At 46.8% G+C, this 25,781-nt stretch carries 21 protein-coding genes and 1 pseudogene; 14 read left to right on the top strand and 8 right to left on the bottom strand.

From position 1 onward, the window contains the following. Positions 1-12 precede the first annotated feature (12 nt). From mnmC1 to HMPREF9370_RS06350, 3 genes are all read left to right on the top strand, one after another. Complete coding sequence (gene mnmC1 / locus HMPREF9370_RS06360; RefSeq protein ID WP_009116570.1) at positions 13-1,575, top strand: FAD-dependent 5-carboxymethylaminomethyl-2-thiouridine(34) oxidoreductase MnmC1; 1,563 nt, start codon at positions 13-15, stop codon at positions 1,573-1,575. A gap of 100 nt (positions 1,576-1,675) precedes the next feature. After that, the gene (locus HMPREF9370_RS06355) at positions 1,676-3,136 is read left to right on the top strand and encodes a phospholipase D-like domain-containing protein (RefSeq protein WP_009116569.1); all 1,461 of its coding nucleotides are present in this window, start codon (positions 1,676-1,678) and stop codon (positions 3,134-3,136) included. Between the two features lie 190 nt (positions 3,137-3,326). Further along, on the top strand, positions 3,327-3,488 hold the full coding sequence (locus HMPREF9370_RS06350; RefSeq protein ID WP_156792979.1) for a hypothetical protein: 162 nt from the start codon (positions 3,327-3,329) through the stop codon (positions 3,486-3,488). A gap of 164 nt (positions 3,489-3,652) precedes the next feature. Here the strand turns inward: HMPREF9370_RS06350 and HMPREF9370_RS12485 are convergent. Then, positions 3,653-4,110 (bottom strand): annotated as a pseudogene (locus tag HMPREF9370_RS12485) (IS1595 family transposase); the annotation flags it as partial. Between the two features lie 174 nt (positions 4,111-4,284). Between HMPREF9370_RS12485 and HMPREF9370_RS06340 the strand changes: the two are divergent. From HMPREF9370_RS06340 to HMPREF9370_RS12325, 4 genes are all read left to right on the top strand, one after another. Continuing rightward, positions 4,285-4,761: an LPS-assembly lipoprotein LptE gene (locus HMPREF9370_RS06340; RefSeq protein WP_009116565.1), complete on the top strand. Its 477-nt coding sequence runs from the start codon at positions 4,285-4,287 to the stop codon at positions 4,759-4,761. Next, entirely contained in the window at positions 4,761-5,768 is a 1,008-nt protein-coding gene (holA, locus tag HMPREF9370_RS06335; RefSeq protein ID WP_009116564.1) for a DNA polymerase III subunit delta, read from the top strand. The genes HMPREF9370_RS06340 and holA overlap by 1 nt, the downstream gene beginning before the upstream one ends. Before the next feature lie 99 nt (positions 5,769-5,867). Beyond that, a complete protein-coding gene (locus tag HMPREF9370_RS06330) occupies positions 5,868-6,320 on the top strand; it encodes a hypothetical protein (RefSeq protein ID WP_009116563.1) in 453 nt (150 codons plus the stop codon). 96 nt (positions 6,321-6,416) lie between these two features. After that, positions 6,417-6,917 (top strand): ankyrin repeat domain-containing protein, encoded by a 501-nt coding sequence (locus tag HMPREF9370_RS12325; RefSeq protein ID WP_009116562.1) that lies wholly within the window; start codon positions 6,417-6,419, stop codon positions 6,915-6,917. A 65-nt stretch (positions 6,918-6,982) separates the two neighbouring features. Here HMPREF9370_RS12325 and HMPREF9370_RS06320 read toward each other — a convergent pair whose 3' ends face one another. Continuing rightward, a complete protein-coding gene (locus tag HMPREF9370_RS06320; RefSeq protein ID WP_009116561.1) occupies positions 6,983-8,029 on the bottom strand; it encodes a GNAT family N-acetyltransferase in 1,047 nt (348 codons plus the stop codon). A 493-nt stretch (positions 8,030-8,522) separates the two neighbouring features. Here HMPREF9370_RS06320 and tkt point away from each other — a divergent pair, with 493 nt between their 5' ends. Both tkt and HMPREF9370_RS06310 read left to right on the top strand, forming a co-directional pair. Beyond that, the gene (gene tkt, locus HMPREF9370_RS06315; protein WP_009116560.1) at positions 8,523-10,511 is read left to right on the top strand and encodes a transketolase; all 1,989 of its coding nucleotides are present in this window, start codon (positions 8,523-8,525) and stop codon (positions 10,509-10,511) included. Between the two features lie 182 nt (positions 10,512-10,693). Then, entirely contained in the window at positions 10,694-12,727 is a 2,034-nt protein-coding gene (locus tag HMPREF9370_RS06310; RefSeq protein WP_370992363.1) for an OPT family oligopeptide transporter, read from the top strand. A gap of 110 nt (positions 12,728-12,837) precedes the next feature. Here the strand turns inward: HMPREF9370_RS06310 and HMPREF9370_RS06305 are convergent, their stop codons facing one another. The 5 genes from HMPREF9370_RS06305 to HMPREF9370_RS06285 all read right to left on the bottom strand — a co-directional run bounded on the left by HMPREF9370_RS06305 (position 12,838) and on the right by HMPREF9370_RS06285 (position 20,005). Continuing rightward, positions 12,838-13,398 carry a ubiquinone biosynthesis accessory factor UbiJ gene (locus HMPREF9370_RS06305; RefSeq protein ID WP_009116558.1) on the bottom strand — a complete coding sequence of 187 codons (561 nt, stop codon included), beginning with the start codon at positions 13,396-13,398 and terminating at the stop codon, positions 12,838-12,840. A gap of 106 nt (positions 13,399-13,504) precedes the next feature. Next, positions 13,505-14,260, bottom strand: coding sequence for a Rossmann-fold NAD(P)-binding domain-containing protein (locus tag HMPREF9370_RS06300; protein WP_009116557.1), 756 nt, complete (start codon positions 14,258-14,260; stop codon positions 13,505-13,507). 19 nt (positions 14,261-14,279) lie between these two features. Then, positions 14,280-15,356: a prephenate dehydratase gene (gene pheA, locus HMPREF9370_RS06295; RefSeq protein WP_009116556.1), complete on the bottom strand. Its 1,077-nt coding sequence runs from the start codon at positions 15,354-15,356 to the stop codon at positions 14,280-14,282. Between the two features lie 82 nt (positions 15,357-15,438). After that, on the bottom strand, positions 15,439-16,656 hold the full coding sequence (locus HMPREF9370_RS06290) for a multidrug effflux MFS transporter (RefSeq protein ID WP_009116555.1): 1,218 nt from the start codon (positions 16,654-16,656) through the stop codon (positions 15,439-15,441). 244 nt (positions 16,657-16,900) lie between these two features. Beyond that, on the bottom strand, positions 16,901-20,005 hold the full coding sequence (locus HMPREF9370_RS06285) for a DNA translocase FtsK (protein ID WP_009116554.1): 3,105 nt from the start codon (positions 20,003-20,005) through the stop codon (positions 16,901-16,903). Between the two features lie 146 nt (positions 20,006-20,151). Here HMPREF9370_RS06285 and HMPREF9370_RS06280 point away from each other — a divergent pair, with 146 nt between their 5' ends. After that, positions 20,152-20,841, top strand: a complete 690-nt coding sequence (locus tag HMPREF9370_RS06280; protein WP_009116553.1) for an energy-coupling factor ABC transporter permease — start codon at positions 20,152-20,154, stop codon at positions 20,839-20,841. A gap of 64 nt (positions 20,842-20,905) precedes the next feature. On the opposite strand, the gene plsY is transcribed toward HMPREF9370_RS06280, so the two are convergent. After that, on the bottom strand, positions 20,906-21,514 hold the full coding sequence (plsY, locus tag HMPREF9370_RS06275; protein ID WP_009116552.1) for a glycerol-3-phosphate 1-O-acyltransferase PlsY: 609 nt from the start codon (positions 21,512-21,514) through the stop codon (positions 20,906-20,908). A 60-nt stretch (positions 21,515-21,574) separates the two neighbouring features. Between plsY and folB the strand changes: the two genes are divergently transcribed. The 4 genes from folB to HMPREF9370_RS06250 all read left to right on the top strand — a co-directional run bounded on the left by folB (position 21,575) and on the right by HMPREF9370_RS06250 (position 25,419). Further along, entirely contained in the window at positions 21,575-21,925 is a 351-nt protein-coding gene (gene folB / locus HMPREF9370_RS06270) for a dihydroneopterin aldolase (protein WP_009116551.1), read from the top strand. Positions 21,926-22,397: 472 nt separating this feature from the next. Next, entirely contained in the window at positions 22,398-24,551 is a 2,154-nt protein-coding gene (locus tag HMPREF9370_RS06260) for an ATP-binding protein (protein WP_169311362.1), read from the top strand. A gap of 34 nt (positions 24,552-24,585) precedes the next feature. Further along, positions 24,586-24,951 (top strand): response regulator, encoded by a 366-nt coding sequence (locus tag HMPREF9370_RS06255; protein ID WP_009116548.1) that lies wholly within the window; start codon positions 24,586-24,588, stop codon positions 24,949-24,951. Positions 24,952-24,966: 15 nt separating this feature from the next. Then, positions 24,967-25,419, top strand: a complete 453-nt coding sequence (locus HMPREF9370_RS06250; protein WP_009116547.1) for a chemotaxis protein CheX — start codon at positions 24,967-24,969, stop codon at positions 25,417-25,419. The last annotated feature ends 362 nt before the right edge of the window (positions 25,420-25,781 follow it).

Here is a 25,781-nt window from a genome sequence, read left to right as displayed (position 1 = left end):
GTCTGAAATGCCATGCCTGCAGCCTTCAATTATTTTCCCGCTCTTGCAACATTACTGAAAACTGCCGAATCATATCGGCATATCGTCATTTGTTTACCGGATTTGGTGCAGCCTGAACGATGCCTGTCTGAAGAGTCTGAACCTGCCGAACGTGAGCTCGCCACGCTTTTACGCAAAGAATTATCCTGTTTGCAATTCAGCGGGCCAAACGTGTTGCACAATGTTTTGCCCAATGCTTATTTATGGCTAATGCCTCCCGCTTCCTCTGCCCATTTATACGAATACTTCAGCGAACCCGTTCAATGGCAGACCGAGGCCGTAGCACAAGCGCCGGAAAAGCCTCAAAAACCCTGGTTCATCCCACCCGCATCATCTAAACCGAAGCATGTGGTTGTTGTCGGTGCCGGCATAGCCGGGGCGGCAACAGCACGTGCATTGGCGGAGCATGGTGTGCGTGTGAGCGTTTTGGAAGCGGAAAAACCGGCACAGGCTGCATCCGGCAACCGACAAGGCTTGCTCTACGCCAAAATTTCGCCGCATAACACCGAACAAACCGAGCTTCTGCTTTGCGGCTACGGCCATACCCGCCGATTGCTGGAGCATTTGCTGCCCCAACAAGGCAGCTGGGGCGGCAACGGCGTTCTTCATCTGAATCACAACACAGCAGAAACACAGCGCAATGCCTTACTCGGCCAACAAACCCATCATATCCACCTTTACCGCAACATTGACTCAGAAGAAGCCTCATCCCTTGCCGGAGTAGCTTTAACACAAGGCGGCTTATTCTGGCCGCAAGGCATATGGCTCAACCCGCCTGCCTTTGTCAACGCCCTGCTTACCCATCCTAATATCACGTTGCACACCCACGCCCCATTGCAAAAAGCCCGCCATACCGGAAAACACTGGCAGCTCACCACACAGCAAACCACAATCGAAGCCGACTGCATGGTTTATTGCACCGGCGCATCAAGCGGCCAAATACGGCCATTGAATCACTTGCCACTAAGATTCATCCGCGGCCAAACCGCTTTAGCGCCTGCCACAAGCCTGTCTGAAAACCTGCTTGTAGCCCTTTCCGGCGCCAGCTATATCGCTCCTGCCTGGCAGGGCATTCATTGTTATGGTGCTACATTTATCCAACACGATAACTCAAGCGAGTGGCGCAAAAAAGAGGAACAAGCCAATCAAGAAATGCTTCACGAGCTGCATTCCGAACTTGCCCGAAGCCTGCTTTCAGACAGGCATTCATTGCAAGGTCATGCTGCCGTGCGTTGCGACAGCAGCGACCATCTGCCGATTGTCGGCCCGCTGGGCGATTATGAAGCCATGCAAAAGATATACGCCAAACTCGCACTCGACCGCAATTACCCCATCTCAACCCCCTGCCCCTATCTGCCCAATGTGTATGTCAACGCTGCGCACGGCACCCGCGGCTTAGCCAGCGCACCCATCTGCGCCGAAAGCCTTGCCACAGAAATACTCGGCTTGCCCAACCCGCTCTCCCGCCGCATCAGAGAAGCACTGCACCCCAACCGCTTTATCATCCGCTCCATCGTGCGCAGCGGCAGCTCATAATCAACCTTAACAATCAAATCAATTCAAACAATGCCTGTCTGAAAACCTTTCAGACAGGCATTGAGTCTATTACACACCGTTCACGTTATAATTAAGTACTATGAATACGCAGACTCCTACCGCCCACATCGCCAACCAAAACACGCTGATCGAACAAATGATTCAGCGTGCTTCCGGTGCCCGACCCTCTTGCAGCAACGACATTACTATTCTGCTAGACAGCACCGAAAACTTTCCCGCTTGGGAAGCTGCATTGCGTTCGGCCAAAGAAAGTATCTGTATTGAAATGTATATTTTTGCACCCGATAAATTCGGCAAAACCATACGTGATATTCTGCTGGAAAAACTGGCCGAGGGTGTGGCCGTCGCTTTAATATATGACTGGGTGGGCTCGATAAACGCTCATCTGCGCGGATTTTTCAAGCCCCTAATCCAAGCCGGAGCCGAAGTAAAAGCATACAATCCGCCCGGCTGGTTTGGCGGCTTAGGTGTATTGTCGCGCAACCACCGAAAGTCTATTATTGTTGACGAACGTATCGCATTTGTGAGCGGATTGTGCATTTCCTCCGCATGGGAAGGCAGGCCAGAAAAAGGGATTACCGTTTGGCGCGACACCGGTCTGCAAGTAACCGGCCCGGTTGTGCACGACATCTTAAATGCCTTTGAAGACACTTTGCGCTCCCAAAACGGCACGATGCCTGCCAAGATGCGCAATTATGAAAGAGGCGAAGCCGATCCTTCCGGCTCATCCTGCGCTCGCGTTCTAGCCACCACGCCTGCCAATACCAACACCATGCGGCTGGATTTAAACGTCATCGGACTGGCCAGCCAAAACCTTTGGATTACCGACGCTTATTTTATGCCGACCCGCATGTACGTACAGGCATTGATTAACGCAGCCAAAGCCGGCGTTGACGTGCGCATTCTCGTTCCGCGCACCTCCGACATTAAATGGATAGGCACCGTATCGCGCACCCAATACCGCCAATTACTTGAATCAGGTGTGCGCGTTTTTGAGTGGGACGGCACCATGATTCATGCCAAAAGCGCCATTATCGACGGCCAGTGGGCGCGTGTGGGCAGCACCAATCTGAACCTTTCCAGCTGGTATGCCAACCGCGAATTGGATATTTCCATAGAAGACCCTGCCACCGTTTACCAACTTGAGCGAATTTTTCTGAAAGACTTAGAAAACGCTACAGAAGTAGTATTAGTACAAAAAGCCCGTGTTGAACCCCGCACTGACCGACGCCCCATCTACCGACACCATAAAGCCCTACACCGCGGACACGTAAAAGGCGTGATGCGCCAAGTGATGCAATTGAGCCATGTGTTCGACACCAACATATCGCAAACCCGCCTTGTAGACCAAAGCGAAGCATGGGCTTATTTGGCGATAGGCACTGTTTTATTACTCGCCGCATTATTATTATGGTTCGTACCGCAAATTCTATTATGGCCATTACTATTATTACTGCTGGTTGGCGGTATAGGCACCAGTTTGAATGCCATCCGTCAAATTATGCGCTTCAGAAAAAACAGCAATAAAACCGTTGAATAAAAATATGATAGCGTTTATCTGAAACCTGGTTTCCATCAAACCGCGATTGTTAAAATACCGTAAACAACATATAAATGACTAGACAATATTAATAAAACACGAGGGTATAACAATGCGAATCAGCAAAACGGTTTTACTGCTTATAGGGCTCCCAATTGCTGCACTTTATTGGGTGCAGAATACTCCGGGCATGGAAGAAAAAATCAGCAAAACTTTCAGCCGCGCGGAGCTTTTTGAAGTGAAGTTCAAGGATAAAGAAAAGCAAAAGGAATACGAAAATAATAAAGTTCCGCTGTTTCAAAGCTCGCAAAGCGAAAAAGCAGATAAGGTGCAAAACAAATCCGAAAATTAAAACCACCGAAATAATCACAATGCCTGTCTGAAAAATTCAGACAGGCATTTTTATAATGAAATTTAATGTAACTGCTATATGTTTAACTGTTTATTTAGCAACGGTGCCGTCATATTCTGACTTAACCCAAGTATCTCTCGATACTAATCCTTAATATGATTTTAGCGTTGGGTGAACCGCTTGCTGTGATTGGTTCTGTGGTGGTGAAAACCGCTGACATCCAACACATCATAACCGGCTTAGGCCGTCTGTATAAACCATGTTATCCGGCATAATTTTTTTGTAATACAGTAAATAAGCTTTCTTTCTTGGCATTATCCACGATAACCTTAATAAACCTTTCCGCCACGTTTCAGAATGCCGAAAGCCACTACTTTACCTGCGCCGCCACAGCCTCTTTTACCTTTGCACTTTACCACCAAATATGGCTTCATCCGATTCTATTGTGCCGTTAAAAACGGCATCAGCTTTCCAGAGTTAAATAATGACTGATAACCCGACGTATTTTGCGATAGAAGAGAATGGCAGAATTGGCTTCAATACCCAACATATCGGCCGCAGAATCGGCCGTCACTTCAAGCAAAATATATTCAATCAGTTTTCTTTCACTACTCTTTTTTATTTACAGTGACTTATCTTCATTCCAGTAACCTAGCATGACTGTCAATCTACTTCAGCCACTAATTAAAAACAAACCACCACCAGCACCATAAAACCACCGGCTTTGTCATTCCCTTATATTGGTGATTGAACCGGTTTAGCTATATAATAAGCAGCCCTGCAAAAAGGAAATCTCATGCGAAAAATCCTTCTTGCCGCAGCCATACTTGCCGTATCGGCATGCGGTTTTCATCTGAAAGGCACGCAGCCTTACGACAAACTGCCTTACACCGCATGGCGCGTAGACGGCGGCGCTTTGCAGCAAGTGTTGGAAAACGCATTACGCCGTGCAGACGGCAAGCCCGTTGACGCACCACAGGCGCAGGCAGTCATTGCCGTAAACCACATTGAAACCCGCAAAGATGTGTTAACCATTACCCGTGCCGCCAATATCAATGAATATTTGCTGATTCTGCGCGTTCACGCACAGGCCAGCCGCAATGGTGAAAACTTAGGTACGCCTATAATAGTAGAAGTGCGCCGCAGCATGGATTATGCAGACAGCGAAGTACTCGGCAAGCAGGAAGAAGAAGCAACCATCTGGCAAGAAATGCGCCGCGATGCCGCCGAGCAGATCGTGCGCCGCTTGGCATTTTTGAAAGCCGCCCGATAATGAGCCTGTTGCCGATAGAAGATTTAGGCAACCATTTAGCGGGCAACCTCAGCCCGCTTTATGTAATTCACGGCGAAGAAGATTTGCTGCGCGTGGAAGCCCTTGATACCTTACGCGCGGCAGCCAAACAAAAAGGCTATTTAAACCGCGAAGTCTATACTGCCGATACCCATTTCGATTGGAACGAAATGCTCGCCTCAGCCAACAGCATGGGGTTGTTTGCCGATTTAAAACTGATGGAAATCCACATCCCAAACGGCAAACCGGGCAAAAACGGCGGAGATGCTTTACAAAGCCTGTCTGAAAACCTGCCCGAAGATACTGTGGTTATCGTGATTATGCCCAAGCTGGAGCGGGCGCAAACCCAAGCCAAATGGTTCGGTGCCCTCTCCAAACACGGCACGGTTTTGGAAGCCAAAGCCGTAGGTGCACAAGCTTTGCCGCAATGGATTAACCGCCGTCTACAGCAACACGGTTTGGAAATCGAAGCCGATGCCCTGGCTTTGTTTGCTGAACGAGTGGAAGGCAACCTTCTGGCTGCCAAGCAAGAAATCGACAAGCTCGCACTGCTCTATCCGGCGGGCCATTTGGTTAATTTGGAAGACGCGCAAAACGCCGTTGCCAACGTAGCGCGTTTCGATATGTTCCAACTGTCTTCAGCCTGGATGGGCGGCGATGCCGCACGCGTTGTACGTTTAATGGACGGATTGGAGGAAGAAGGCGAAGAACCGGTATTGCTACTGTGGGCTTTAGCCGAAGACATCCGCACCTTAATCCGTCTAACCGCAGCTTTAAAACAAGGGCAAACCATTGCCAATGTGCGTAACAGCCTACGCCTTTGGGGTGACAAACAAGTGCTCGCGCCCAAAGCCGTAAAACGCATTTCAGCCAACCGCCTGATTGTGGCTTTGCAGGAATGCGCTCGCATCGACCGCATTATCAAAGGTGCGGAAGACGGCGAAGCATGGCCTGCGTTCAAACAGTTAGTTACGGATTTGGCCGTATAAAACAGCTTGAACTGTTTTCACTTTCAGACAGGCACCACATAAATAATGATGATTAGCAAACCATTTCATATCAAATACATTAGATAAAGAAAGAAAAACATGGATCCGAAAATGTTTATCAAACCCGCCATCAGGATTTCGATTTTCGCCGCCGTAGTGATAGGCATCCTGATTTTGTTCGGCGTAACCTGGTGGATTGCCCTGCTTTCCGTGCTCGGCGTGATTGCCGTTGTGGCTTTGATTGCCTACATCGTTATCCGCCGCCAGCGTAAAAAGTTCACCGACACACTCAAAGCCTTCAATATCGACCCGCAATCCGGCCGCGTAAACCCTGCGGATTTAAAACGCATGTACAACAGTGGAGGCGACGCGCAAAAACAAGCCGTATTGATTTACCGCATGGCAAACAATAACTGCCCCGAAGCAGAAGCACATAAATTTTTCAAAAGCATGTCTGTCTTCAACCGCGCCGAGCAAATACAGGAAATCCAAAAAATGCAGGCTCAACAACGCAAAGGCAAGGGCAAAGGAAAAGGCAATATGTTCCGCTAACGCGTCTTACCAAGCATATAAAGCTATGCCTGTCTGAAAAATATTTCAGACAGGCATTGTTGTTAACTCCATCAGCAACAAAACATATGATTTGCCATGCTCAAATATATACCTCTACTGTACCTGCTTAGCGGCATTCCCGAAACGATTGCCGACTCTGGTATACCCCACTTTCGCTATACAGACTCACGGCAATGCCATGTTTACACATCCCCCCATACTTGGGGCTCTCTGATCCACATTTTGGTTTCAGAACACAGCCATCCGCTCTTCGGCTTAAATCAAGAGCAGGTTTTAGAAAAACTTGAGCAAGCCATACAGCGCGGCTGCTCATTGAAAGAAAAAGACTTGGCAGAGCTTACCCCTCTGCAAGCAGCCATTTTATTTAATGATGCCGATATGGCTGACTTTTTACTCAAACACGGGGCAAATCCCTACGCCCGAATTCAATTCTCAAATAAAAGCAGAAAAAGCAATGGCAAAAACAGTTTTGAGTTTTTAGATTTACTAATAGAAGCGGAAACAAAATCTTCCCTGCCAAACCCGTCATTTAGAAACCGCAGCAAATTGAAACAGATATTACAATCTTATCAGTAATCAAATAAAACAACGCCTATCTGAAAAGTTCAGACAGGCATATTTATAAAAATGCAGCTTATATATCAAGCGCGATATAAGGGGAAGAAATGAGAATTCTCATCCAATTCACCTGCTTCTCGGCGGATTTCCAAAAGCTTGTTATAGATTTCTTGATTAAAAATCTTATTGCCAATGTAAAAATCGTACAAGCCTTCCGGTGCAAAGCCTTTTTTAAACCGCAATAAATCATCATTGCTACCATAGCCGCCGCCGATAACAAATCTTTTAAACCCATTTGCGTGAGACCATGCAATCATTTCACTCATCAAAAGATAATTGGGCGACTCTTTCAAAAACTCGCGTGAAGTGCTGCTGAGGAAACAGTATGTATTTTCGTTTCCGCCAATCAGCAAGTTCACCGCACCCACCTTGCCTTCTTTTTCTGCAAAAAAATAGTAAATCGGATCGCCCAATTCATGCAGCGTCTCGAAAAACTCTTTATTGAAATAATATATAGAGCGCGCATCATTTCGATCCATTGTGTCGTAATAAACGGGCAGGAATGTATCAATATCTTCCTTAGTATTTCCTACGCGAACAGACCAACCACTCTTTTGAATTTTGCGCACTTTCTGGCGGGTTTTACCTTGGTAGCGGCCAAAAACATCTTCCCAGCTACCCGATAAATCGCACACCACATTAACCATCGGGCTCACAGCGTAGCCGTCGTAATGCTGGGCATAGTCAGTAAATAAATTGAAGCGCAGAAATTCGCAAACATAGCCTTTTTCCAAACAATATTGGTTGTAAGCTTTTTGCACTTCATCCGAAAAAGAATCCGTATTGTAAAGGAAACCACCATAACCATAAGGAGAAGACAAATCAAAATATGTGTTCTCTGGGATTTTTCCGCAAAACGGCTGACTCAAAGCAATATCGCGCCGCAAAATAACAGTAGCGGCTCTAACATCACCATTCTCGTAAAATAATAAAATAGGCTGGCTGTCTTTACTATGCCCTGCAGAAGCCTTTACGTAGGCATTTAAATAAAATGGTTCATAAACAGGAAAGCTTCGGATCGTTTTATCCCATAATTCATTGTCCTGAATACAGATTTCAATTAACGTCATGTGTCCGTCCTTTTGTTGAATCTTAAATTTATAATAATTCTTTATGATTATTTTAAAAACTGAAAATCAAAACCAGTAATGCTTCTATAATTATAATTACCGAAAATGATTTAATTGCCCCCTTAAAAGCAATCCAAATCTGAATTTTTGGCAGCTAAATGAAACCCCTTTGTTTACAATTTTTTTACTAATATTTCTTTTTTTTCACAGCATAACAACAAAACTATTTTTTCATTGATTTATGAGAAAAGCGGTGCTTTTTTTAGGAAAATCGGTTGTCCTTATTCATTTTTAACTATATCTACAGTTACAAATAAAAGCTCTTCTCAGAAACTTATTCGTAGGATATTGTATTTTCAACCCATCCTGCCATTATTTTTTGATTATTTCAGGCAATTTTTAAAGCCATTTTTAATGCCTTCTCTGCTTGAAAGACCATATAAAAAGCCGGATAATCCCAAGCTTGTCGCAACCACAACATAAGGATTAAAACATGGCTTCTCCCTTAGCAAACGCCATCCGCTTTTTATCAGTAGACGCAGTGCAAAAAGCCAATTCCGGCCACCCCGGTGCGCCGATGGGCATGGCTGAAATGGCCGAAGTGTTGTGGACGAAATTTTTAAACCATAACCCCGCCAACCCAAAATTCTACAACCGTGACCGTTTCGTGCTTTCCAACGGCCACGCTTCCATGATTCTTTACAGCCTGTTGCACCTTACCGGCTATAACGTATCTATTGAAGATTTAAAAAACTTCCGCCAATTACACAGCAAAACTCCCGGCCACCCAGAATATGGCTACACCGACGGTGTAGAAACCACCACCGGCCCATTAGGGCAAGGCATTGCCAACGCAGTCGGTATGGCGCTGGCGGAAAAAATCCTCGCCTCCGAATTCAATAAAGACGGCCTCGATATCGTCGACCACCACACCTACGTATTCATGGGCGACGGCTGCCTGATGGAAGGCGTGTCGCACGAAGCCTGCTCTCTGGCCGGCACTTTGGGCTTGGGCAAGCTGATTGTACTCTACGACGACAACAATATTTCCATCGACGGTAAAGTAGACGGCTGGTTTACCGAAAACATTCCTCAACGCTTTGAAAGCTATGGCTGGCATGTGGTGCCGAACGTAAACGGCCACGACACCGCCGCCATTCAGACAGCCATCGAAGCAGCCAAAGCCGAAACCGGCAAACCTTCTATCATCTGCTGCAAAACCCTTATCGGCAAAGGCGCGGCCACCAAAGAAGGCAGCCACAAAACCCACGGTGCACCGTTGGGAGCCGAAGAAATCGAAGCCACCCGCAAACATTTGGGCTGGAACCACGGCCCGTTTGAAATCCCGCAAGACGTTTACGCCGCGTGGAGCGCCAAAGAAAAAGGCGCAAAACTCGAAGCCGAATGGAATGAAAAATTCGCCCGTTATCAAGAAAAATTTCCCGCCGAAGCCGCCGAATTCGTGCGCCGCATGAACGGCACTCTGCCGGAAAACTTCGATGCCTATGTTCAGACGGCCTTGAAAGAAGTGTGCGACAAAGCCGAAAAAATCGCCACCCGCAAGGCCAGCCAAAACAGCATTGAAATCCTCGCAAAAGTCTTGCCTGAATTTGTAGGCGGTTCCGCCGACCTCACCCCGTCGAACCTCACCGATTGGTCGGCAAGCAAAGCCGTAACCAGCGAAAACGGCGGCAACTATATCCACTACGGCGTACGCGAATTCGGCATGGCCGCCATCATGAACGGCATGACCCTGCACGGCGGCGTGAAACCCTTCGGCGCAACCTTCCTGATGTTCAGCGAATACGCCCGCAACGCCCTGCGCATGGCCTCGCTGATGAAAATCAACCCAATCTTCGTATTCACCCACGATTCCATCGGCCTCGGCGAAGACGGCCCCACCCACCAACCCGTCGAGCAAACCGCCACCCTGCGTCTGATTCCCAACATGACCGTATGGCGGCCGTGCGATACCGCCGAATCGCTGGTGGCATGGGCGGAAGCGGCCAAAGCCGCCGACCATCCAAGCTGCCTGATTTTCAGCCGCCAAAACCTGCCGTTTATCCCGCGCAGCCAAGCCCAGCTGGATAACATTAAACGCGGCGGCTATGTCATCAGCGAAGCCGAAAACGGCCAAGCCCAAGCCGTGGTGATTGCCACCGGCTCCGAAGTCGAGTTGGCTCTGAACGCACAAAAAGCATTGGCCGAGCAAGGCATTGCCGTAAACGTCGTTTCTATACCGTCCACCAACATATTCGACCGGCAAGATGCCGCCTACCGCAACAGCGTACTGCCGCAAAACCTGCCGCGTATCGCCGTTGAAGCAGGCGTTACCGACGGCTGGTACAAATACGTCGGCCTGAACGGTGCCGTAGTCGGCCTCGACCGTTTCGGCGAATCGGCCCCGGCAGAACTGCTGTTTAAAGAATTCGGCTTTACCGTAGACAATGTCGTTACCGCAGTGAAAGCAGTTTTGGTTTAATTAACATATTGTTTTTAAAATGCCTGTCTGAAATTTCAGACAGGCATTTTTTGCTTCAAATAAACAAAGAGACGCTCAAAAAATCTAAATATTATGCACGCATTTCTTGACATTTATTTATTAACAAAACATTATACCAACTTAACACAAAGCTTATTTTGCAATTCCACATGGTAAAAAATATGTCAACAACACACCAAGACCCTTATGCGGGCTACCGCGAACTTACTTTGCGCGGCATGGTTTTGGGCGCGCTGATTACAGTGATTTTTACTGCGTCCAACGTATATTTAGGCTTGAAAGTAGGGCTTACTTTTGCTTCTTCGATTCCTGCCGCCGTGATTTCTATGGCCATTCTTAAATTTGCCAAAGGCAGCAATATTCTTGAAAATAATATGGTGCAAACTCAAGCTTCGGCTGCCGGCACTTTATCGACTATTATTTTCGTATTACCGGGTTTGCTGATGGCCGGGTATTGGAGCGGTTTTCCATTTTGGCAAACCACTTTGCTGTGTATGGCCGGCGGTATTTTGGGCGTAATTTTCACTATCCCTTTACGTTATGCGATGGTCGTGAAAAGCGATCTGCCCTACCCTGAAGGCGTTGCAGCGGCTGAAATTTTAAAAGTCGGCAGCGGCGAGCATAACGAAGAGGAAGAAAAACAAACCAGTGGCAGCGGTATTAAAGATATTGCGGCCGGCGGCATTTTAGCCGGTGTACTGAGCTTTTTAACCGGCGGTTTGCGCGTGGTTGCAGATAGTGCAAGCTACTGGTTTAAAGCAGGCGCTGCAATCTTTCAATTGCCCATGGGCTTTTCTCTGGCTCTGCTTGGCGCAGGGTATTTAGTCGGTTTAACCGGCGGCATTGCCATTTTGGTAGGCATTCTAATTGCATGGGGTGGCGCTGTTCCCTATTTTTCCGCCACCATCCCCCAACCGACCGACATGGACATGGCAGCTTATGGTATGCAGCTTTGGAAAGAAAAAGTGCGCTTTATCGGCGCAGGCACCATCGGCATTGCAGCGATTTGGACTTTGATCACCTTGCTAAAGCCTATGATGGAAGGCATGAGGCTTTCATTTAAAGCGATCCGCGGAGGTGCTGAAGTATCTACCGAACGTGTAGAACAAGATTTGTCTCCTCAAGCCATGATTTTATGGGCTTTAGGCATGATGGTTACATTGGGTTTCTGCTTTTACCATTTTATTGCTGCTGCTCAAATGCCTGCCGGCATTGCGTGGGCTCTGGTAGTGGTATGTACGCTGCTGGCTTTTGTGATTGGCTTTTTGGTTGCAGCGGCCTGCGGTTATATGGCGGGTTTGGTCGGCTCTTCTTCCAGCCCGATTTCAGGCATCGGCATCATTTCGATTCTTACGATTTCATTGGTTTTATTACTTGTAGGAGAATCTGCCGGTTTATTTGCGGATGAAGGCAACCGCCAATTCCTGCTGGCATTAACGCTGTTTTGCGGCTCTGCGGTTATTTCCATCGCCTCGATTTCCAACGACAATCTACAAGACTTGAAAACCGGCTATTTGGTTAAAGCTACACCACGCTTGCAGCAAATTGCGCTGATTATCGGCTGTATCGTCGGCTCTATCGTGATTTCTCCTGTATTGGAACTCTTGTATCAGGCTTACGGGTTTACCGGCGCCATGCCGCGCCCGAATATGGACGTATCGCAAGCTTTGGCCGCACCTCAGGCTACTTTGATGACCACTATCGCCCAAGGTATCTTCGCGCATAACCTGCAATGGGATTATATTTTCTTCGGCGTGGGCATCGGCGTAACCTTGATTATTGTAGATTTGGTTCTGAAGAAAAGCTCTTCCGCCAAACTAAGCCTGCCGGTTTTAGCGGTAGGTATGGGTATTTATTTGCCACCTTCGGTTAACGTGCCCATTGTGTTCGGTGCATTTTTAGCGGCGTGGATTAAATACCGCATTCGCAAACGTTATGCGGATAACACCGACCTGCGGCTAAAAAATGCCGACCGCATCGGCACACTGTTCGCCGCCGGTTTAATTGTCGGTGAAAGTTTAATCGGCGTGATTCTGGCCTTTATCATTGCCGTTTCAGTAACCGGCGGCGGTTCTGATGCGCCATTGGCACTGAATCTGGAAAACTGGGATACGGTTGCCTCATGGCTGGGCTTGGCCGCGTTTGTAATTGGTATGGTAATTTTTGCCAAACGCGTTTTCAATTCTGCACGCTGAGTTTTAATGAACACAATGCCTGTCTGAAAAAGATTTCAGACAGGCATTGTGTTCATTACGATGCACAAGTGATCAAGTTAAAGCACAAAAAATTCAGTTATAAACTTCCTTTACCAATCGCGCTCCAGTTTATCCAAACGGGCATGCAAACGCGCCACATCGTCACGCAAACGATCCACTTCATCCGCCCATTCGTCAAATTCTTCCCGCGTAATAACGGGCGCACTCTGCTCTTTTGCATAATCCGATGCCTGCCCCATCAAGCTTTGACCGATTTGTTTTAATGTCGCACCCAATTTCTGGGTTCGCATCATGATGCTGCCGGCAGCCGCATCGCCAAATATCCGGCCCAAATCGTCGCTGGCATAATAACGCAGACTGCCCAGAAGCGGCAGCAGGTTGAAGCCCAGCTCCTGATCGCCCTCTATGCTGAAATCGCCCACTCCCGGCATTTCCCTACGCAAGATCTTTTGCATCGCGCTTTCATGAAAAGTTAACACGGTGTCGGCAGGTTTATCCGACTGCACCAGAAAACCGTTCGGGTCAAATTGGCCGTGCACGCGCAAACCGGCTAGGTTCAAATCAAGTACGATGCCGTTATAGCCCGCCAATTGAGCCTGTGTTTCAGGATTTTGTTGAATCAGATGATTAATAATCGGTAAAACAAACATATATTTTCAATATCTTTCAGACAGGCATATCCGACAGCATTTCTAGCATATCAAACACACCGGTTATTCTATCGTGACAAAACTTCTGTTTTGCAAAGCTTAATCATTAAATATCGTCAAACAGCGTACGCACTATCTTGCCGCCGCCATTACCCGTTTCAAATTCAGGAACCGGTAAACCCAAGCTCTGGGCTTGCGCGGTATAAAATTCTCGTTTGGTGGGATGATCTTGCGCCACAATATTGCGGATGCGTATGCCGTTCGGATTCATTACCGCGTTAAACAAAGCAGATACTGCTGCGTCTTGATGCACCATATTTACCCGCTGGTTACCATTCGGTATGGCCTTACCCTGTTGCAAAATGCGGTTTAAGGGATGGCGACTTGCAGAATAAAGCCCACCCAAACGCAGAATATCCACATGCTCAATTCCGCTTTGTAGAAATACGGTTTCTGCCTCCACAATTTTGCACGCACTCTCTGTTTCAGGCTCAAGCAGGCTTTCTTCATTACATTCACGCTCTCTGCTGCCATAAACGCTGATGCTGCTGGAAAATACCAAATGCTTGATACCATACTCGTTTGCCAAATTACACCAGTTTTTCAGACAGGCATCATAAGCAGCAAAAGGGGTAGGCGGTAATAAACACATCCAAACAGGTTTATCCGCCCAAGTTTGATCGAATATAGAGCGGTGCTGCACAATATCGTTGAAATCGGCGCATTTCAAGCTGACGGGTAAGTTGACATCGTCAGAAGATAGACTTCTTTTCACCGCTGCTACCTGACAGCCGCTCAGATAAAGCTTCTGTGCCAACGGTCTACCTAAATAACCCAAACCTAAAATAGCAGCATCTTGCATAGCGCAACTTTCCGGCAATCTAAATAACGGCCAGCGGGTAAGCGCCCACCACTTTTACAAACACATTGCGCTCACGGAATTTTTGCAACACCGCCTGCACACGTTCTTCATCAACATGCCCTTCGATGTCGATAAAAAACACATATTCCCACAACCCCGTTTTGCTCGGCCGGCTTTCAAATTTAGTCATGGAAATGCCGCCTGCCGTGAATGGCTCCAGCAAAGAGCTGACCGCACCGGCCTTGTTCGGCGTAGAAAACACCAGCGAAGTTTTATCCTGCCCGCTCGGTACCGTTTCTTGGTAACCCAACACCAAAAAGCGGGTTGTATTATTAGGTTCGTCTTCAATATTCGAACTGAGTTTAAGCAAGCAGTAGATTTCAGCAGCGGTTTGCCCCGCAATCGCCGCAGCCGAATCATCCAAAGATGCCAATCTTGCCGCTTCACCATTGCTGGATACCGGAATACGCTCTACCGAATCGGGCAAATGTTTGCTCAGCCAAGCCTGACATTGCGCCAAAGCTTGTGCATGGGCATACACTTTTTTCAAGCCCTCCATGCCCTCCCGCTTACGCAAAAGATTATGATGAATACGCAAAATCACTTCGCCGCAAGCTTTCAACGGGCTGGCCACCAGCAAATCCAAAGTTCGGCCGACCGAACCTTCGGTTGAATTTTCCACCGGCACCACAGCATAATCCGCCTGCTTGGCCTCCACCAAGCGCATACACTCGTCCACCGTAGCGCAAGCCCGCGTATGGGCTGCATGACCAAAATGCTTGATAGCGGCCTGTTGGGTAAACGTGCCCTCAGGGCCAAGATAAGCAATCGTTAACGGTCGCTCCACAGCCAAGCATTCGCTCATGATTTCGCGGAAGAGACGCGCAACAGATTCACCGGAGAGAGGCCCCTGGTTCAACTCCTTAATACGCAATAAAACCTGCGCTTCCCGCTCGGGGCGATAAACCACGCCGGTGCCTTTCAATTCACCGATTGCGCGTGCATGAGACGCCCGCCGGTTTAATAAGTTTAATATTTCTGCGTCTATTTCATCAATTGCCTGCCGGTGCGGCAACAATTTTTTATCGGAAGACATAAAAACTTTCTTTTATAGGATTTTATCGTCAAGCATTTTACATGATTAATGCCTGTCTGAAAGCGTTCAGACAGGCATTTTATCAATGAACACGCTCCGCCAACCAAACTTCTCGCGAATAAAACCAAAGCAGGCTGATACCGCACATACTCGAAGCCAGCATCATGCCTACCATCACATGTGCGGAGCCGTCATGCAGCACCGTGGTCAGCCAGCCCATAAACGCCCCGATCAAAGAGCTGGAAGCCATCAGCAGAGCATTAGCCGTTCCCCCCTCAGCCTTAAAATAACTCATAAAACACGTTTGCGTATTGGCCGTAATCAAGCCTTGCGTTCCAACCGAAATCATCGCAAAGCCAACCAATAAAACCATAGGCGGCAAGCCGAAAGCAGATACAGACAATGCCAAACCGATATTGGCGAGTATCTGAACCAAAACACCCCACTTCAAAATATCTTCCGCATTTTTACCCGTTTTCAACTGATAAGCCGTTAAACGGTTAAACGCCGCCATCGTGATAATGTTGCAGCCGAACAGCCAAGCATACGCGTGCGGGCTTACGCCGTATAACTTCATATACACAAACGGCGATTCGGTGATAAATGCAAACATCGAGGAAAAACTAAACGCCTGAAAAAACAGAAAACCCAAAGCAGGCTTGGTACGTAAAACTTTCCGATAACGCGCCCACACATCCAAAACAAATGAGCCATCAAATTTTCCGCTGTGCGCCGAAGGCGGCAGAAAATGATAAATCAGCGCCCAAACCAACAGTGCATAAATCATCAAAAAGGCAAAAATCAGCCGCCAGCCGCCCAAAATCTGCAAAACCGAACCCAACATAGGCGCAACCAGCGGCGCGCCCATCATAATGATGCCGATTAACGCAAACATCTGTCCGGCTTGCCGCCCTTCATAATGGTCGCGCACCACTGCTCCCGCCATAACCGCCGCCATGCCCGCACCCAAAGCCTGCACAGCCCGTAAAAACAATAGCTGCTCGGCCGTTTGCAGCAAAGCCAACCCCAAACTCGCAGAAATATAAACAGCCAAACCGCTCAATGCCACAACTCTGCGCCCTTTAATATCTGAAACAGAGCCGCCTACAAGCTGCCCGAAAGCCACCCCCAGCAAGAATGTGCTGAGACTTTTTTCAATCATATGAATATCTGCATTCAGCTCTTCCGAAATTTGAACCAGCGCAGGCAGATAGCCATCAACAGAAAGCGGCATCAGTGCCGTCATCGTGGCTAGTAAGAAAGCCATTTGTTTATCGGTTAAAACGCGTTTCCCTTGCATTTATGTCTCTTTAAATATAAAAATTATGCGGTGAATCAAAAGCAAACCGCCTTTTTCAGGCGGCTTTAATCGATTACTAAACTTATTTTTCTAACCTAATATAGCCAAAAAACTCAATAATTCATCACAACATTGCCTTGCTTTAACTGAATATAAGTTTTTCAGTTACTGGGTTTGTCAAAATTTTCTGACTGCCAAAAGCAAAATCCTTACCGTACAGGTCTTAAAAAAACCTCGACCCAAATCAATCCAAATGCGCCGAACTCTGCACCAGAATGGTTCGCTTGCCGTTTGGTTCAGCCGGTGAAATCACACCGTTGGCTTCCATCATGTCAAACAACGTAGCCGCGCGGTTATAACCTATGCGCAAATGGCGTTGGAGATTAGAGATGCTCGGCTTCTGAGTTTTAAGAATGGTTGCGACTGCTTCATCATAAAGTTCATCACGGTCATTATTACCGCCCTGTGCGTTGCTGAACATGTCGTCACCGGCCACTCCTGCGCTCAAAATATCATCAATATAATCCGGCTCGCCGAATTGCTTCAGATATTCGGCGACGGCATGCACCTCACTATCCTGCACAAAAGCGCCGTGAACACGCTTCGGATAGCCGGTTCCCGGCGGTAGGAATAACATATCGCCTTGCCCAAGCAGGTTTTCTGCACCCATTTGGTCGAGAATGGTGCGGCTGTCCACTTTGCTTGATACTTGGAATGCGATGCGCGTAGGAATATTGGCTTTAATCAAACCCGTAATCACATCCACGCTCGGGCGTTGAGTTGCCAAAATCAAATGAATGCCGGCTGCGCGTGCTTTTTGTGCGAGGCGGGCAATCAGTTCTTCAATTTTCTTGCCTGCCGTCATCATCAAGTCGGCAAACTCATCGACCACCACCACAATAAACGGCAGTTTTTCCAACGGTTCCGGATCATCCGGCGTAAGTGTGAACGGATTGGTAATTTTTTCGCCGTGCGCCGCCGCTTCGGCAATTTTTTGGTTAAATCCGGCCAGATTTCGCACACCGAGATGGCTCATCAGGCGGTAACGTTTTTCCATTTCGTTCACACACCAGTTCAACGCGTTAGCAGCCAGTTTCATATCGGTTACCACCGGCGCCAACAAATGCGGTATGCCTTCATAAATGCTTAATTCCAGCATTTTCGGGTCTATCATAATCATGCGCACATCTTCGGGCGACGCTTTGAATAACATGGAAAGAATCATGGCATTCACACCCACCGATTTGCCCGAACCCGTTGTACCCGCCACCAGCAGGTGCGGCGCTTTAGCCAGATCGGTTACCACCGGCTGCCCGGTAATATCTTGCCCCAAGGCCAGCGTCAATTTGGAGGCACTATCACGGAATGCGGAGGAATTGAAAATTTCACTCAAACGAATAACTTGGCGGCGCGGATTAGGCAATTCCAAACCCATACAGGTTTTACCCGGAATGGTTTCCACTACCCGTATAGAAGCCACTCCGAGCGAGCGGGCAAGATCTTTTTCCAGGTTCAATACGGCATTACCGCGCACACCTACGTCCGGCTCGATTTCATAGCGCGTAATCACAGGGCCGGCATAAGCATCCAGCACTTTGACTTTCACTTTAAACTCAGCCAGCTTTTCTTCGATGGTTATGCTGTTTTCCAGCAATGCTTCTTCGCTCTGCGTTGCTGCCGCATCAAACTGCGGTGGCAGCAACAAAGACACATCCGGCAGAACCATGCCTGTCTGAAAAACTGTTTCATGATGTTGTGATTGCAGCTGCGGTACGCTGTTGTAAACCGGCTCAGTCATTGCATTTTCAGACAGGCCTGTATGGTGTTCCGCACTGATTGTATTATTTTCTGCTGTCTGACCAACTTCTGCGTCATAGTCATAAACCGGCTGCGCTATTTCCGGTGCCGACTCACTGATTAAACGCTCACGAATCAGCGAATCGGGAGAATCAGTAATGTGTGCATTCACCACAGGTGCAGGAGCAGCTATCTGCAAAGGCTGGGTATCGCGGTTAAATACCGGTGGCTCAGGAATATCCACAACCGGCTTAGGCGTTTCAGGCACAGGCGGAGGCTCCACAACCGTGGCATTCGGCGCAGGCGGTGTGTTGATTACCGGCGGCACAGGCTTCTCAATATTACGGGCTTGATAAAGCGGCACGGAAGCCGGTTTATTTAAACCGGCAGCTACCATAGGACGGGGGCGTTGGACTTGTGTCAGCTGCGCTTGCTCAATGCGCGTGGTTTCCGGTATCACGCTCTCATGCGCGGCACTGCTGACTCTGCGGAAGCGGCGCCCCGCAGGCAGACCGTTGCGTACGCTATTGAAAAAGATTTCTTCCAAAGGAATAACATCGGGATTGGGGTGATTCTGGCTCTCCCCAAGTGTTTGAACATGGCGGCGGTTATAGTGGGAAATACGCTGCCATTGCAGATTGGTTTGGATATCTGTTGCATCGATTACCGTATGCTTAGACGGCAAATGACGAACCTCATGCGCTTCCGGACGATAATTTTCAATGTATAGTTTATTGACTTCCGCCAAAGTTCTGGCTCGGGTGCGTATAACTGCGGGGTCATCCAGCGTAATGGTTTTTCTTGGTTCTGATGATTTCGAACGCTCATCATTAGCAGCTTGGGAAACTTGCAAACGCTCCGGCTCATCTGTCCACGGGCTGCGAGTGGCCTCTTCTAATGTAATCACAGGCAAATCCGACGCCGGTTTATGCGGCTTGCGCAACATTTGCGGATCCATGTCGAAATCTATAATATTCGGCACGGCACGCGGCATTGCACGACCGGATATAAATTCGTCGAAAGCTGCTGTCTGCTCTTCTTCATGTTCGGCCAAATAAGAAGCAATTGAAAGCGTGTTGCTGGAAGTGTGCACGGGATTGCGGCCGAGCATCTGCCGCAAACGGTCGGCAGCCTGCGTACTGCTGCTTTCCATATCGGGAACTTCGGCAAAACCAGTTTCACGATTTTGCGTATCTGCAAAAATAGGCAGCTCATCCAAATTGCCTTGCTCTTCCGGATTAAGCTTGCCCATCAACGCATCCAACTTACGCACCCGTTTAGGCGCAATTTCCCTTAATTTTTCGACTGTGCGTTCGTATACAGCCTGACTTTCTTCTGCTGCTTTACGGGTATCACGGCTATTTTGCAGATTGGGGCCTGCGCCTCTGATTTCTTTGGCTTCTTTGACATTATCCGGCAAATCGGGGCGCTCGTTTTCGTGGCGGCGCAGATAAGTCATTTCCATCTGCCACTCGCGTTCCTGACGCTGTCGGAACCATAACAGGCCGCCTATCGCCGCGATGAGAATAATGAGTAAAACAATCCATAACATACAAAAGCAGCCTTCGCTCGATTTTCTGCAAAGCGGTTATTTTAGCGTGTTTTTAGGTTTTGCGCAGCGGTGCTGTGCGCGGCAATATTCTTTCAGACAGGCATATTTTAGTATAATTGAGCCCATATCGAAAATAAGGTTAGGTTATGAATTTTTCTGCCGAATGGTTTGAACTTACATGGCTTTATGCTGCCGGTTGTGTACTTTTTTTAGTGCTGGCTGCAACCGCAAAAAAAGCATGGGCAGTATTGCAATACCGGCCCCGCGTAGCGGCTGCGGCACTCATATGGCTCGCTTTACTTTGGATTCTTCGTGCCGGCATAGACAGCGGACAGCTGGGCGGCATGAACTATCATTTGCTCGGCATGAGCCTGGTAACACTGATGTTGGGCGCCCCTACTGCATTTTGGCTCGCAACCCTGCTTTTTTTGCCCTATTTGATTATCACAGGAGGTATATCAAGCTCTGCCGTATTTGCTATCAACGCCCTCTTGCTTTTACTGCCGCCTGTTTTGATATGCCGCCTGCTTCTGACTTTGGTGCAGCGCTATCTACCACCTAATCTCTTTATCTATATTTTTATAAACGGGTTTATTGCCGCAGCTATCGGCATGCTGTGCACTGGCGCGCTGATTGTAACGGCTTTGGAGCATTCGCTTGCTTTTCCGGGCGTTTCGCTTTGGGACGCTTCGTTTAAAGTCTTTTTTCTGATTGCCTGGGGCGAAGCATTTCTAAGCGGCATTCTGGCAGCTATTTTCGTAGCACTTGCCCCCTCAATGCTGGCAACATTCGACGATACCCGTTATTTAAACCGCAAGGCAGACATTTGGAAATAAACAATGCCTGTCTGAAAAAGTTTTTCAGACAGGCATTGTTTGTCACTCCACAGATCAATCAATGTTATTCCGCTTTGTCACCGATTTTGCTCTCTTCACCCTTCATCAGCTTTTCGATATTGCTTTTGTGTCTGAACAAAACCAACAAAGCAATAATCAGCGCCGCCCACTTCCATGAACCATAAGGCATCAGAAAATATGCAACAATCGGGCTGACAAGCGTTGCAGTTAATGCGGCCAGAGAAGACACTTTAAAACCAAAAGCCATTACCAGCCATACAGCCGCACACACCAATGCGGTCGGCCAAGAGAGCGCCAGCAAAACACCCAATGCCGTCGCTACACCTTTTCCGCCCTTAAATCCGAAAAACACCGGCCACATATGTCCTACCAATGCCGCCACGGCTACTCCGGCAATGGTAGCATCGCTTAAGCCCAAACTATCTTGCAGTGCCAAAGCCAACCACACTGCAACCAACCCTTTGAGCGCATCACCCAAAAGTGTTAAGGCTGCTGCCTTTTTTTTGCCGCTGCGCAATACATTGGTCGCCCCCGGGTTACCCGAACCATAAGTACGCGGATCGTCCATACCGTAAATTTTCGACACAATCACCGCAAAAGAAAGCGATCCGATCAGATAAGCCGCGATTACGGCCAGTAAATTTGCCAACATAATGATGGTTTGCTTTAGAATAAGACCACATCATTCTAACTGAAACGGTTGAAAAACAAAATGGATAAAATCTTCTTGCACGGCATGAAAGCCGACACCCTGATCGGTGTATATGCTTGGGAACGCGAACAAAAACAAACTTTGCTTTTCGATTTGGATATAGGTGTCCCGAAACAATCCGCAATCTCCGATAATATTGCCGATACCATACATTATGCAGACGTCTGCCAAGCTATCCGCCAAAGTTTAAACAGCCAGAATTTCATGTTGCTTGAAGCATTGGCCGAACATGTGGCCGAACTGGTTTTGCAAGATTTCGGCGCACTATGGGTGCGTGTTCGCGTGGTTAAACCCGGCATTTTGCAAGGAGTAAGAGAAACGGGTGTAGAAATAGAGCGCACAGCAGAATAATCAGCTTAACCCATGCCTGTCTGAAACCGCTCAGGTGATTTTCAGACAGGCATTTCAAAACAATCGGCACTTATTTTCAACAAACGGTATGTTTTTATACAACAATGTCGTAAACAGCCAATTCTTTTATATCTTTGATTTTCTTACAAATGACATCTTTTCATTTTATTCACGCCAGAATAATTTCAACCCAAGCATTGTAATAATCAAAATTATTTTGATATATTTCAATCCCAAACAGATGCAGAGTGCGCGGGGAAAACATATTAATCAAACCGCTTTGCTTTCTCAGTTCAGATTAAAGATGCTTAAGCCATATAAAGCATGTAAACAGTCTCGCAATCAAATTTTTTAAGTGTGTAATCTTTGATGAGGCCTTCTGTTGGCATAAGCCGGCTACTCCGGTCAGCCTTCATTTTTTCTATTTTAGCTTTTTATTAGGGGATAAAAGAATATGTTGCACGCACGAAATGTGTCCGGTCTTGAAAAGCTCAACCAATCACCGGTTAAACGTTACCGCAAAGTAACCATATCTGTTGCTGTATTGCTGGCACTTGTATCAGGTGTGATGTTTACCAGCAGCCGTATTTCAGAACAAATCCAAATCAATCAAGCTCAAATCGATGCCGCCGGCACACTTAGCGATAGCGCTTACAATATCCTTTCATCTACTCAAGTACTGCAAATCTTAGCACTGGAAAAACACGACGCAAAAAAGCATCGGCATGAAAAGTCCCACTCTGATCATCATGCAAACCTCAAAACAAATGATGAAAACAGCATTAAAGAGCAAGAAAATCTAAAAGAATCCTCTCTTGCTTTTCAAAAAACCATCGACATACTTGACAAAGGCGGCAACTATGACTTTGTTGCAGATCACCAGGCGCTCAAGCCGTTAGAAGCTGCAAATACGCGCAAAGATTTACAAAAAATCAAGGCCATTTGGAAAGAATATTCTCCACTGATTGAAACAGTACTAAAGTATGATATAACCAACCAACAAGATAATCCTGAGTTCGCACACGAAGTTTCCGAGTTTGCGCGTGATCATCATGAAGAGTTATACGGATACATTGATAATATCATTGTCTCTCTAAACAATGATATGAATAAAAAAGCCGAGTTACTGCAAAACATTCAAATTGCAGGTATCTCTGCTTCTCTAATCTATTTCCTATTGTTTGTCGGCTTCTTTATGCGTCGCTTGGGTAAATCCGACCAAGCTGCTGCTGCTGCACGAAATGAAACTAAAGAAATCCTACAAACAGTCGGCAGCGGCTTGTTTTTGCTGGATAGAGAGATGGAAATCGGTTCACAATATTCAAAAGAACTGGAACGCTTGCTAGGCAAAACAGATCTCAGCGGTAAAAATCTGTTGGAAATTTTATCAGATATGGCATCAAATCCGAGAGATTTGGATACAGCCGGCAGCTTTGTACAACAGCTCTACAATCCCCGCACCAAAGAACGCCTGATTGCCGGATTGAACCCCTTAATCCGCTGCCCGATGAAGGTGGCAAAAGAATCGGGTGAAAAAGAAACCCGTTATCTCGATTTCAAATTCAACCGCGTATACCACGCAAATGAAATTGTCAGGGTGCTTGTTAATGTTAACGATGTAACAGACGCCGTATTGCTTGAAAATAAAATTGAGGCGGAACGCGAACAAAATGATTTGCGTATGGAAATGCTCAATACCATTTTGAAAGCAGAGCCCCAACTTCTTTCCGATTTTATTCAACACACTAAAAAACGCAATAAAAACATTAACGAAACACTTAAAAAACCAGGCCAGCGCCAAACAGATTTTGAAGAAAAAATCCGCACCATTTTCCGTGAAGTACATAGCTTAAAGGGAGATGCCAGCTCTCTCGGCCTTCATGGTTTCGTGTCGCTTGCCGAAGTATTGGAAAATTCTTTAAAAGAACTGCAACGCAAAACCGCATTAGTAGGCGAAGATTTTCTTCCACTTACCGTATCTTTGGAAGAGTTATTTAGCTTAACCGATATTATTGAAGATTTAAGCAACCGGATTGGCAACAATTCGGCAGCTCAAGCCGTATTCAATGCGGAGCCGGTAAAAGAACAATTATCCAAATTCGTAAAAGAACTTGCTGAACGCAACAATAAGGTAGTTGATTTCAGCTGCATAGGAATGGACAACATTCCTTTGAATGTACACCTAAAAAGCCATCTAAACGAATTGGCCGTACAAATGCTCAGAAATGCTGTCGTTCACGGTATCGAAACACCTGAAAATCGCCTACATGCACACAAACTAGCATCCGGCCACCTGCGTTTGGATATGGAAGAAACGGGAGACGCTATTAAGTTAACCGTTCAAGATGACGGCGCGGGAATTGACCATGAAAAAATCCGCAGCAAATTAATTCAAAATGGTACATACACCCATGATGAAGCAGCAAAATTAAATGTAACCGAACTGGTTCAGCAAATTTTCATTCACGGCTTCTCAACCATGGAAAACAGCAATGAAGATGCCGGACGCGGCGTTGGCATGGACATTATCAAAGAAAAAGTACGGCAACTCGGAGGCAAGATTTCTCTTGCAACTAAAGTGGGCGCCTATACCAGAATTGTGTTAACCATTCCAAAGAAACTCTAAATGATATTTACTCAGATAAAACGAAAGGGCCGGTATGCCAACAATTATGATTGTTGATGATTCCAATGTCATCCGCAACCGTATTACCCGAAATTCAGAAAGCACCGAATTCGAGGTAGTCGCCACCGCCACTAATGGCGATGATGCTGTTGAGCTTTATGAAATACTGCGTCCGGATTTGGTCACTATGGATCTGACCATGCCGAAAACGGACGGTCTAACCTGCATACAACGCATCATTGAATTAAATGATAACGCAAATATCCTAGTAATTTCTGCACTTGCCGATAAAGCTACCGGCATTAAAGCGTTGGAGTATGGAGCCAGAGGCTTCCTTTATAAACCTTTTTCAGATGAAGAACTTTTCGATGCATTAAAAGAAATGACCGAAGATTTGTAAGCCGAAAGATGTAAGATGAAAGAATCTCAATTACAAGTATTCTTGGAAGGTGTTCAACAATACTTCCAACACGTAGCAAACGAAGAAATTTCAATCGGAACCCCTTATCTGGTTGAAAATACCATACCAGCCGCGCAGCAATATTCAGGTGTTATCGCTATTTCCGGTTACGCCAACGGCATTGTCTATTTCACTTCCCCTGAAGAACTGGCTCAACGCTTACTGGTGCTGATGGATGAATATGACACTTCGGAAGAAAATGTTATGGACATTATCGGCGAAGTAGCCAATACCATTGCAGGCAATGCCCGTAGGATATTCGGCGAGACCTTACAAATTTCAGTACCCATCGTTATTCGAGGAGCACCCGACGAAATTATGTTACCGAGGCGAGACCGCTCTTTCGTTATTCCAATTAAATGGAAACTACACGAAGCAGCCATCATTATTGCTTTGCAAAAACCTTAAAAACACAGACAAACTCTTATCCAACAAAAAGCATAGCTTTAATAAAAGCTATGCTTTTATTTTACGAAAATAGGAATGTAAACTCCGTAAAATTAAATAATTCTTTTTTTATGAAAGTGTAATTTAATCATTATTAGGTCCAGCAACTATGGCAAACAAATATAACCAAAACTTTTACTTAATGCCCGAGACCTTTGAAAAGTAGCCTTTTATTCAGATAGCAGAAATCCAAACACCGGATTTCGGCTGTTTTCTATTCCAATATTCCCTTCATTCCCCTCAGATACTCAATTATCGAGTTCTGAGCTACTGTTCAGGCAACAACAGGTGCACGTAGCTTGTTGGTTGCTTTCAGCAGGGCT

This window comes from Neisseria wadsworthii 9715 (assembly GCF_000227765.1).
GTDB classification, from domain to species: domain Bacteria; phylum Pseudomonadota; class Gammaproteobacteria; order Burkholderiales; family Neisseriaceae; genus Neisseria; species Neisseria wadsworthii.
This window is presented reverse-complemented; position numbering and strand designations above follow the sequence as displayed.